Source organism: Bacteroides sp. D22, from assembly GCF_000163675.1.
Taxonomy (GTDB): domain Bacteria; phylum Bacteroidota; class Bacteroidia; order Bacteroidales; family Bacteroidaceae; genus Bacteroides; species Bacteroides xylanisolvens.
Window position 1 is genome coordinate 29,264 of sequence record NZ_GG774816.1, and the last position, 12,244, is coordinate 41,507.

Here is a 12,244-nt window from a genome sequence, read left to right on the forward strand (position 1 = left end):
GCAAAACGTTCTTTATAAAGAACACTCTTTTCAGATTAAAGGACTTGTTTACCTAACTATGTTTCGGTAAAATGATTATTTACAGGAAACATAATTAGGTAAACAAAATAAAGTTCTTATATTTGCATGAATTGAAGGTTATTAAAAAACTGATTTTGGTATGGAAAAGACCCTGATACGCCAGAATGCCCAATGGAATGGCAAAATGTTTGATCACTTGTGTCCGAGAGACATCATGGACAATCTTTTGAAAAAGAAAACGATGCGTCATGTTCAGATACTGACCGGTGTACGTCGTTGTGGCAAATCTACTGTCTTCAAACTATTAATTAATGACCTGTTGCAATCAGGAGTGAGCGGTAAGTCGATTCTTGTACTTAATTTGGATGATCCGCAGTTCATTCCATTTTGGGATGATTCCTCCAAATTATTCGGCGTGATTGAAAATGCAGAACGTCTGACGGGAGAGAAAGTGAAATTCCTGTTTTTGGATGAAGTACAACATTTATGTGATTGGGAGATATTCATAAAGAGTGCTTATGACACTGAGATATTTGAAAAGATATATATTACGGGGTCTAACTCGCAATTGTTACAGAACCGTTTTTCCGCCTTGTTGTCCGGTCGTTATTTCGAGAATGAAGTGCGTCCGTTTTCTGTTCGGGAAGTTTTTCGTTCGCAAGGAATAACGACTTTGCTTGATTGTTATACCCAAACACCGAAAGTTCTGCGTATCATGGACAATGTCCTTTCTACAGGTTGTTTTCCTGAAATCGTATTGGGTGATGCTGATGAGGACATCAAACAGGAATTATTGAAAAGCTATTTCGAATCCATTGTGCAGAAGGATTGCATCGTTTATAGTGGCATACGTGACACCCATTTGTTCTTTCGTCTGGTCAGTTACTTGATGCAGAATATGGGGAGTCGTTTTTCTATACCGGCTGTGGGTAAGGCACTGAAAAGCAATGAAAATACAGTTGCGTCCTATCTCAACTTTTTGTGTGACAGTTATATTTGCGTCGATGTACGTAACTTTTCTTATTCTTTGAAAGAGACTTCCCGTTCCCAGCATAAGTGTTATTTCATTGACAATGGCTTGGTTTCAGCCAATGTCTTTCGTTATTCTCCGCAAAGTGGTAGTGCCTTGGAGAATCTTGTTTATAATGAGCTGAGAAATAAAGGGTATATGAATATTTCATTCGACAATAGTAAGACGGAATGTGATTTTTTGGCGTATAAAAACGGGAAAGCTTATGGCTTTCAGGTTTGCTATGAACTGAATGACATGAACCTGAAACGTGAACTGTACGGATTCGAACTGGAAAATGTGATGCTCGAAAAGAAGACCCTGCTTACTTACAACCAGAAGGAAACTTATGGGGATATTGAAGTTGTTCCCTTTTGGGAATGGGTTATGTCACCACCTTTCACATAATCTTTCGGCAATATCCCGAACTGCTTCTGAAAGCAACGGGCAAAGTACGAAGGATTATTGAATCCTACAATGAAACAAACCTCATTGATCCGGTATTCTCCTTCACGCAGCAGTTCTCCGGCTGTTTTGAGCCGTATCAACCGGATATAATCATTGGGTGGCATTCCGGTCAGCCCTTTCAATTTGCGCTGTAAGTTGGAACGGCTGATAGCCATCTCCTCTGCCATCTTATCGATGGTAAATTCTTCATTGGTGAAATTGCGGGTAATGATTTCATTGATCGTGTTCAGCCATTTCACGTCTGTTTTGTTCATTAATGTCTGGTCGTATGACATATTCGGAACAGTTGTAAAGTGGTTGAACAGCATGCGCCGGTTTTCCAGCAGATTATTGATGGTGGCTTTCATGTGACTTAGCGAGAAAGGCTTTTCTATATAAGCGTCCGCGCCATAGTCAAGACCCGCAATTTTTGAATCGATGCTGTCGAGTGCCGAAAGCAGGATAAACGGGATATGGCAAAGCATATTGTCGGAACGGATGGACTTTAATAATTCGAATCCGTCCATGTGAGGCATGACGATGTCGCTGATAATAAGATCTACTGTTGTTGTCTCCAGACATTCCAAGGCTTCCTTGCCATTGGCGGCTGTATGGATGGTATAGGTATTTCCCAGATTCTTAGCCAGAAACTCCAGCATATCCGTCGTGTCTTCCACTACCAGAAGAGAGTAACCGGCGGGTTCGCCTTCTTCTTCCAAAGCGGGAACCTTGTCGGGCATGGAAGTAATGGAGGGGCTGACAGAGATGCTTTTCTCCAAATACGGAATTTCCACACATACCTCGCACCCTTCCGTATAGCTGGGATTGATATAAACCTTTCCTTTATGCTTTTCCACCAACAATTTGACGAGACTCAATCCGATTCCTACTCCCGAACCGTTGTTTCCTGTGTTTCCCACTTGATAAAACGGTTCGAAAACCTTGCTGCATTCCTCTTGCGGAATACCCGGACCGTCGTCGCGTACACACAAGGAGAGCGTACGCCCTTCTGCAGACAGATGTTCGTCCAAAATCACCATAATGCGGGTGCGGGCATATTTCATGGCATTCGTCAGCAGGTTGCTGACAATTTTAGTCAGCGCCTCCTGGTCTACATTATATTGCAGATGTTCTTTCGGCAGGGAGACACTGAAAGAGATTCCGGTCAGGGAGATGGCACGGAAACGGTCGATGATGTCCTCTATCATCCGGTTGATATCCACTTCATGGAATGAAAGCGTATAACCTTCCTTGTCCACTTTTCGGAAGTCGAGCAATTGTTTGATAAGCTCCATCAGCCGGTTGGTATTCTTTTGTATCACAGACAGGTTGCTTTCCACTTCACTGTTCCATTCATGTGTTTCCAAAATCGCTTCCAGCGGAGCTTTGATAAGACTAACCGGAGTCTTGATTTCATGTGCCACTTGGGTGAAGAATGTAATTTTCGACTGGAACAATTCCTGATTCTTGATTTGTTCCATCTCTTTCATCTTTCTTGCTTTCACAGCCTGCTGTTTACGCAAATAAAGCTGTATCAGGAAATATGCGAGGCCACACGCTATTAGTAAATAGAAAATCTTGGCATAAATGGTCTTCCAGGGTGGAGGAAGAATTTCAATATGCAGGCAACAGTCGTCATTGCTCCAATATTCATCGTTGTTACTGGCTTTCACACGGAAAGTATATTCACCTGGAGGCAGGTTGAGAAAAGATACGTTATGTTTATCCGTATATATCCATTCTTTGTGAATACCGTCCAGTTTGTAGGCATATAAATTCTTGCTGGGAGCCACATAACTAAGACTTTCGAATGCGATGTCGAACGATACTACCTGATAAGGAATCGTTACTTGTCCGCTAAGAGCAGGTATACGCTTGCTAAGGCTTACTTTGTCGTCGGGGCTGTGCATATATACCGCCGAGATAGACGCCGTAGGTCTTACCTTATTAATCGATAATTTGAACGGATAGAAACTATTGAACCCGTTCACTCCACCGAAATAGAATTTCCCGTCACTGGCTTGCAGGGAAGAGCGGAAATTGAACTGGTTGCTTTGTAATCCGTCCTCGATGGTATAGAGCTGTGCCCGTTTGTTCTGCGGCTCATACCGGATCAGTCCCCTATTGGAAGAAAGCCAATAGTTACCCGATTGGTCGTCCAGTATGCCATAGATGATATTGTTTGGCAGATTCTCTTTGGTAGAGAAGTTTTCAAAACGGTCCTCCTGATAGTGATAACGGCAGATACCACCGCCTTCGGTACAGAACCATAGATGCTGCTTATGATCGATATACACACGGATTACCCAGTTGCTACAAGGAGAATCAGGATTTACTGGGTCGTTGCGATAGTTGTGCAATTTACCGGTTTGGCGGTTGTAACGCCAAATGCCGTCCCTTTTGCTTGCCAGCCACATGTCCCCATGTTGGTCTTCAACCATATCGTAGATAAAGATATGGCTTAAAGGTTCCAATGTCCGGAAAGAGTCACTTTCCGGGTCATACCGGCAGAATCCGGAAAGCGTTCCCAGATAAATGCTGCCATCCTTCGTTTGATAAATGGAGTAGATATGATCGTTAGGAATTGAATGTGGGTTTGCGCGGTTATGGCGATAGTTTTTCATTTTTCCCGTTTGAATATCCAGGATATATAATCCACGGGAGAAACTGCCAATCCACAATTTCCCTTCATTGTACAACAGTGCATGGATATTGTGATAACCGATATTAGGGTTATTGCTTCTCAACAGATGGTTTTTAAACTTCTTCGTGCGGGGATCAAAGAGGTTCAGTCCCCCGTCTTCGGTGGCAATCCAAATGTTGCCGTTGGGATCTTCGCAGAATTGGCTGATTACATTTCCCGAAAGAGAATTTTCCGTACCATTGGGATAATACCACTCGATATCCTTATGCTTGGGAGACAGGTAACTCACTCCACTGAAATAAGTCCCGATCCAAATTCCCCCCTCCCTATCTTGATAACAGGCATAGATACTTTCTTTATTTTGTTCGTCGTCGGTAGGCAGACATTCTCCTGTCGTGGTGTTGAATGTATAAAGTCCGTCGTCGGAGCCGAGATAGAAAGAGTTGGCCGTCCGTTGAAACAAGGTGCGGATGCGTGGAATGGTAAGCGTGTCCCCTTCTCCGAAATAATAGCGGAATTGTCCCGTTTCCTTATTGAACCGTGCCAGTCCTCCGTACCATGTGCCCGCCCATAATACTCCCTGCGAACTTTCCATCAAAGAGATAATCTCGTTGCAGGCAGGACGTCCGAAAGAAGTGTCCTCGGATATATACCCTGTGAAGTTGTCCGTGCGTTGGTTGTATTTCGCCAAACCATTCCGGGTACCTATCCAGATAGTTCCGAACGAGTCGTTGTAGATCACCCACACGTGATTGTCCGGCAATGAATGGGGATCGGAAAGAGAATGTAGATACTGCTTCAACGTACCTTTTTTCTCGTTGTAGACAAACAGTCCGTTGGTTGTTCCGATCCATAACTGCCTGTCATTGTCGTATGCCATTCCGAAGACACTGTTGACTGTCACTCCGTCTTCCGTCTGTGTATCGAATACGGAGAATTTCTCCTCCCGCGAATCGAATAAATACAGTTTTTCCGTACTGGCCACCCAAATCTGATTGTTATCCTGATGGCGGCAGATCGTTACTATATTCATATAACTGTTTCCACCGTTTTCTGACGAATGTCCGTAGTTGGTGAACTCGATACCGTTGAAACGATTCAATCCATCCTGTGTTGCAAACCACATATATCCGATGCTATCCTGAAGGATGCTTCGGACACAATTGCCCGATAACCCCGATCTAACGTCATATTTCTTGTAGATATTGGCGAAGACCAGGGAAACCGATGCTAGCAGTATACATATAGATAAGATGGATCGTTTCATAATTTCCTTTCTTTGTATCTCCTTTGTAGAAGCCTTTATTTCACATCATCCCACGTATCTGTGCGGAATGGGAAAGCACTCAATCCGAAAGTATTCCGCAGCGTGATATTTCCCACATAATTACGGAAAGCATAGCGCACGGCAATCGGTTGGGCTACCTCTTCACTCCACACTTCTACTGTGTTGGTACGTCCTACAATCTTTGCTTTCGCCGGATAGAACTTCTTGTCCGCTCCCGCAATCTCAAATCCTTCCAGTTCGGAGAAAGTAGGGAACAACCCCGCAGGTGCATTATCAAATGTCACTATGGCCTTTTTGTCCGCATAGTCCACTTTGGTCATCGTCGGACCGTTGGATGGCAATCGGCGAATACCGTATGTTTTAGTCAGTGCAAGCGTAGCCAACCGAAGCCCTACTACATCCTTCTGTGGCGGATGGATACAGAATTCATCACCAATATCCGTAGTAGGCACCATGCCCGAATTAGGAATTGTTTTCAGTGCTTCCATCTGTGCTTCCCGCAATAGAGCGGCCCCTGTATCACGGCTGTCCTTATATTTATGAGGAGCAATCTGCACATAATAGAAAGGCATATCGGGAGCCTCCCATACATTTCTCCATAGCTGCACCATAGCAGTCATCATCGGAGCATAGAATTGATAGTTGGATATATTCGATTCTCCCTGATACCAAAGGAAACCGCGTGCCGTGAAGTTCTTAACAGGCCATAACATCGAGTTGTACAGACATTCCAAACGCTGGTGCACCCCTCTTTTAGGATTTTTGGCAGCTTCAATGTTCATACCTTCCACGGTTTTCAATGTCGGTTCATCCATCCATGCTTCAATCGCCGAACCTCCCCAACTGTTGATAACCAGTCCTACCGGGAGATGGAGACTTTCAGTCAGTTGGCGGGCAAAGAAATAGGCGGCGGCACTGCAATCAATGCTCGTTTCGGGTGACGATACTTCCCATTTTCTTTTCTCGAAATCCGTGCGGCGTTCTGTATCATTGGTTCTCGGTACGGTAATAAAACGAATACGGTCGCGATAATTTCCCGAGTTCAGCAGCGTTTCAAGTGAGTGGTCAATGGGTTGTGCTGCATTTCCCATCATACGCATTTCCATGTTCGACTGTCCGGAGCAGATCCACACCTCCCCTATCAGTATATCCGAGAGAGTGACCGGAGTGCCGTCACTGATCGTAATAGAATAAGGAGTATATCCTCCTTCGGGAGTGTCTACTTTTACCAGCCAGGCCCCGTCTTTATCCGTAGATGCCTGATAAGTCCGGTTGTTCCACGAAGTGGTGACAGTTACTTTTTTGCCGTCCGCCCAACCCCATAACTTAACGGAGCTGTTCTGTTGAAGTACCATGTGATCTCCCATCATTGCAGGAAGTTTTACTTTGCCTTGTGCAATCGGCAGGAATAAAAGTGATAAAATAAGAAGTAGAAAATGTTTTTTCATACTGTTTTTATTAGATATTCGACGAATAGTTATTAGGTATCGGGCAAAAATACAACCTATTTTTAAATATGGAATAAAATTATCTAGTCATTTTCTGATAAAAACTAGTCGAATTCTTAAAAGATTGTTTTTCCTTTCCATTCTCCTCCGAATTTTATTAATTAGTGGCATCAATCGCCTAAACAGTATTATTAGATTGGCTAAATATCCCATTTCTTTGCAGGGTGAGTATTTAACAACCTAATTGTTTCATTAAATCTAATAAAATGAAAAAGAAGCATTATCTATTATTTTTATTGGCTTTGCTCTTTTTACTGACAGATGTGGTGTGGGCACAAACATCTGCCACGGTAAGTGGAGTAGTGATCGATGAGAATGGAGAAACCCTGCCGGGTGTTTCCGTCGTCGAAGTAGGTACAACAAACGGTGTCCTGACAGACCTGAACGGACACTACACCTTAAAAACAACTTCTGCCAAACCTTCCGTTTCTTTCAGTTACATTGGTTATCAGACCACCACGCTTCTCCTGAACGGGCGTACGAAACTTGATGTACAGATGAAAGTGGAAACGAAAGTGCTGGATGAAGTAGTGGTAGTGGGCTACGGTGTACAGAAGAAAGTGAACCTGACCGGTTCTGTGACTTCCATCAACTTTGCCGACCAGACGGAAGGACGACCCATCATGAGTGTTTCTTCCGCCCTTTCGGGACTTGCCGCCGGTATGAACGTCACGCAGGCTTCGGGACAACCCGGTTCGGACGGTGCCACCATCCGCGTCCGCGGTAACGGTACGTTCAATACCAACTCCCCATTGGTCCTGGTGGACGGTATCGAATGGAGCATGGACAATGTGAACCCCAACGACATCGAAAGCATCTCCGTACTGAAAGACGCTGCCTCCACAGCTATTTATGGTACGCGAGCCGCCAACGGAGTCATCCTTATCACCACCAAAAACGGGAAAGGCAAACCGCAAATCTCCTATTCTTATTCGGGAGTTGTGCAGATGCCTTACAATAACCTCTCTTTCGTGAGCGACTATGCCCGCTATATGGGACTGGTGAACGAGGCTTGCGACAATGTGAATACCAAAGGCATCTTCTCGCAGGAAAGCATTGACCGCTGGAGGGCTGCTTCTGCCGATCCGAACGGGTTGAACGAGCACGGAGTACCCAATTACGTGGCTTATCCCAACACCGATTGGTTCGACGAAGTATTCGACACCGGATATTCGCAAGAGCACAACCTGTCTGTCTCCGGCAGTTCGGAGAAAGTGAAATACATGCTTTCATTGGGCTATCTTGACAATCAGGGAGTCATGAACCGCTGGAACCTCGACTCAAGTACGCAGAAAATCAATTTCCGTACCAACCTGGAAGCCAAGATAGTGAAATGGATGACTGTCGGCACCCGTCTCTACGGACAAAAGCAAGATTACGGGATGGCTAATATCAGCAACGGATTCAAGTATCTCTATCAGACCACTCCGGGTGTATACCCCGGCGAACCGAACTACTGGGGACGTGCCGCACTGGCCAGCGAAGAATCTTCCAATGCCAATAATATCTTCGGTCAGATGACAGGAGCCACCGGTTTCAATACCGTCTGGCGTCTCAACGCATCAGTCTACGGAATTATCACTCCCTATAAAGGGCTCAACATTGAAGGTACATTCAACTATTCGCCGACATTCACCGACAAGTCTTCTTATAGCCGCCAAAATGGTTATTGGGACTACGTCACCGACCAGCGTGTCAGTGAAAGCGCGTTGGAGAACGCTTCCATCACCAATACGAGTGCACGCACCTGGCGTCAGAGTGCCGAAATACTGGTACGCTACAATACAACCATCAAGAAAGACCACGACCTGGGCGCACTGCTCGGATATTCCGCACAGGAATATTACAGCAAGAGCTTTGCCGTTTCCCGTAAAGGCGCTACGGACTGGACGCTGAACGAATTAAGCACTTACGAGACGCTCGTCAGCTCTTCCAGCTCGGCACCCGCCAAATGGGGATTGCTCTCTTATTTCGGCCGTGTCAACTACGGATATAAAGGACGTTATCTCTTTGAAGCCAACCTTCGTGCCGATGCCTCCTCCCGTTTCGGTGTGAACCAGCGTTGGGGATATTTCCCCTCGTTCTCCGGCGGATGGCGTATCTCAGAAGAATCATTCATGCAAGGCGCATCGGACTATCTCTCTAACCTGAAACTCCGTGTTTCCTGGGGAAAGACAGGTAACAACTCTACGGGCAACTACGACTGGCAGGCAAACTACGCCACAGGCAATGTCGTAATCGACGGTGAAGGAACCAAAGGACTGGTACGCAAGAAACTAAGCAACGACAAGCTGCATTGGGAAAGTACCGCTACCACCGACATCGGACTTGATTTCGGCTTCTTCAACCACCGCCTGACGGGTGAGATAGACTATTATAATAAGTATACTTCGGACATTCTCTACCATCCCGAACTCTATCTTTCGATGGGTGTCGTAGGCTCTGCTCCCGAGAATCTGGGTGAAGTGCGCAACCGTGGTGTTGAATTTACCCTCAACTGGAACGACCGCATCGGAAAAGATTTCGAATACCGGGTGGGTATGAACTTCTCTTTCAACGCCAATAAAGTAATGAAGTTCAAAGGCGAACTCCAGAAATACTGGACGTATGATGCGCAGGGAAACAAAGTCAGCTATGTCAATAACTTCAGTGATGTGTCTGAATCCGGTTTCGGAGGTTATATCTGTGAAGGCCGCCAACTGGGGGAAACCTATATGTATAAGGTGTACAGAGGTTCCGGCGAAGGCTATACCGGAGGTGCGGTGGATATCCATGCGGGACCGAAGGACGGAATGATACGTACGAAAGAAGATATGGTATGGGTGCAGGCTATGATTGACTCCGGTTATTCGTTCGGAGGAATGAAGACGGTTGCCAAAGACCAGCTTTGGTATGGTGACATACTCTATGCCGACAGCAACGGTGATATGAACTACGGCGATACCAACGACCGGGATTTCTCCGGACACACCAGTGTCCCCAAATTCAACCTGGGTTTCAACTGTGCCTTCTCTTACAAGAACATTGATTTCTCCATGTTATGGTCGGGAGCTTTCGGGCATTACCTCAACTGGAATACGGATTACTACAACTCGACACTGGTCAGCCACGGATATGGCATTATCGAGCATATCGCCGATAACCATTACTTCTTCGATCCTTCCAACCCGGACGATCCGCGTACCAACCAGTCGGGCAAATATCCCCGCCTGACATACGGTACTACCTATAATAACAGAATCCAGAGCAACTGGAACGAATATAAGGGCGACTACTTCAAGTTGAAGAATATCCAGATCGGCTATACGTTGCCGCAACGGATTTCCAGCAAGTTCTTTGTTAATAAGCTCCGTGCTTTCGTGTCGATGGACAATATCCTGACGATCACCAGTTATCCGGGACTCGATCCGGAAATAGGAACTGCTATCGGTTATCCGTTGATGCGTCAGATCTCTTTTGGCGGACAGATTACCTTTTAATGATGTAGAACTAAAAAAACAGAATCTGATATGAAAAAGATATTAATGATTTTAACGATGGCGCTGGCGGCTACCTCCTGCATGGATATTCTCGATGTGGCTCCGGAAGACCAGATTGCAAGTGAAAACATGTGGACCACGGAAGAGCTTGCCGACAAGGGAATGGCAGGACTCTACTTCCCGTTCTATGCCACTCAACTCTCCTCTACTCAGCTTCGCCGTGCCGACGGACTGAACCGTCAGGGAATCGAAGCTATGAGCTTTGCAACCGATTATTATTCCAACAACTATCCGGTGGAACTGCTTTCGCTGGCCACCAAACCTGCCAATGACTTTCAGGTGTGGTATGAATGGAAGTTCTGTTACACCATCATCCATGCGTGTAACGATGCGATTTCCAATCTGCATAAAGCGGATATGAGCGCAAATAAACTGGCGCGTTACCAATGCGAAGCCCGTTTCCTCCGTGCCTGGGCGTACAATCGTCTGAATATGCTTTATCAGGGTGTTCCCGTTTATCTGGAACCCATCAATAATGAAGACTGTACCCGTGGCCAATCTTCGGTGGATGAGGTATGGCAAGTGATTCTGGATGATTTGACGTATTGCATCAACAATCCCGACTTCCCCAATAACACGCTGAATGAAAACTACGGCCGTCCTTCTAAAGGTGCCGCTTATGCCCTGCGTGGTATGGTATATATGTGGAAGAAGCAATACAAGGAAGCGGGCAACGATTTCAAAGAAGTGGAAACGTGTGGTTATGGTTTGTGGACAGGCGAATATGCCGATTTCTTCAAATATGAAAACGAGAAAGACAAAGAAATGATCTTCTCGCTCCAGTTCAGCGAAGAAACCGGTTATTGTGATAACATTCAGCAAATGACTGGCGCCCGCGATACGTATGATGGCTGGACGGAAATAAAACCTTCCGCAGACTTTGTAGATTACTATAAGAACGCAGACGGATCGGACTTCAAATGGTCGGAAGTAGACGGCCTGCAAGACTGGGACTTGCTGACTCCAAAACAGCGTGAAATCTTTTTCTGCCGTGACGGATTGGAATCTATGTCCTCACAAAAAAATGCCCTTATCAAACGGGTTGGCGAAGATATTTATCAGAAATATTACCTGAACAGCGGTAATGAAGCCCGTATTAAAAAGGCGTATGACAGTCGTGACCCGCGTCTGCAACAGACCGTCGTCACTCCTTATGTGCCGGTGGACTGTTACAAGCCTAATTATGCAGGAGATGCTAACCAGATCGGTAAACAACTCCGTTGGCCGTTGAAGGAACAGGGAACGAATGGCGGAGACTTCTGGCTCGATAAACGTACTTCTGCTTTCTACTGCTATCGCAAGTACAATGAGTTTGAGAAAGGCCGTTTGATTAGCCGGAGCCGTTGCCATACCGACTGGCCGTTGATTCGCTATACCGATGTACTGTTGCAGTATGCCGAAGCATTGGCGCAGACCGATCAGTTGGGAGAAGCCATCCGTTTGGTGAATAAAGTACGTACCCGTGCCCACATGCCCGCACTGACAGAGGGCGGAAGCGGTCCGTGCGCAGTGAACGGAAAAGAAGACATGCTCGAAAGGATACGTTACGAACGTCGCGTGGAATTCTGTCTGGAAGGAATCAACTTCTTCGATGAAGTACGTTGGGGAACCTACAAAGAAACCAAATTCCAGGGAAAAGACGTCAATGGCGGCAAGTCCTGGTGGGGCGAACTGGCAGAGTATAACTGGTATTACACCGATTACATGTGGCCGTGGACTGCTCCTATCGTTGAAACGCAAAAGAACCCGAACCTGACTAAACGAAGCGGTTGGGCGTATTAATCATAA

Annotated in this window: 5 protein-coding genes; 3 read left to right on the forward strand and 2 right to left on the reverse strand. The window is 45.8% G+C overall.

The annotated features are described in order from the left end of the window. The first annotated feature begins 160 nt into the window (after positions 1–160). Positions 161–1,438 carry an ATP-binding protein gene (locus HMPREF0106_RS06250; RefSeq protein WP_009040671.1) on the forward strand — a complete coding sequence of 426 codons (1,278 nt, stop codon included), beginning with the start codon at positions 161–163 and terminating at the stop codon, positions 1,436–1,438. On the opposite strand, the gene HMPREF0106_RS06245 is transcribed toward HMPREF0106_RS06250, so the two are convergent. Together HMPREF0106_RS06245 and HMPREF0106_RS06240 are read right to left on the reverse strand one after the other, a co-directional pair. Continuing rightward, positions 1,378–5,388 carry a hybrid sensor histidine kinase/response regulator transcription factor gene (locus HMPREF0106_RS06245; RefSeq protein WP_009040672.1) on the reverse strand — a complete coding sequence of 1,337 codons (4,011 nt, stop codon included), beginning with the start codon at positions 5,386–5,388 and terminating at the stop codon, positions 1,378–1,380. The genes HMPREF0106_RS06250 and HMPREF0106_RS06245 overlap by 61 nt on opposite strands. A gap of 35 nt (positions 5,389–5,423) precedes the next feature. Beyond that, on the reverse strand, positions 5,424–6,857 hold the full coding sequence (locus HMPREF0106_RS06240) for a sialate O-acetylesterase (RefSeq protein ID WP_009040673.1): 1,434 nt from the start codon (positions 6,855–6,857) through the stop codon (positions 5,424–5,426). 266 nt (positions 6,858–7,123) lie between these two features. On the opposite strand from HMPREF0106_RS06240, the gene HMPREF0106_RS06235 reads away from it, so the two are divergent. Next, positions 7,124–10,396, forward strand: coding sequence for a SusC/RagA family TonB-linked outer membrane protein (locus HMPREF0106_RS06235; RefSeq protein WP_009040674.1), 3,273 nt, complete (start codon positions 7,124–7,126; stop codon positions 10,394–10,396). Positions 10,397–10,426: 30 nt separating this feature from the next. Next, on the forward strand, positions 10,427–12,238 hold the full coding sequence (locus HMPREF0106_RS06230) for a RagB/SusD family nutrient uptake outer membrane protein (RefSeq protein WP_009040675.1): 1,812 nt from the start codon (positions 10,427–10,429) through the stop codon (positions 12,236–12,238). Positions 12,239–12,244 lie beyond the last annotated feature (6 nt).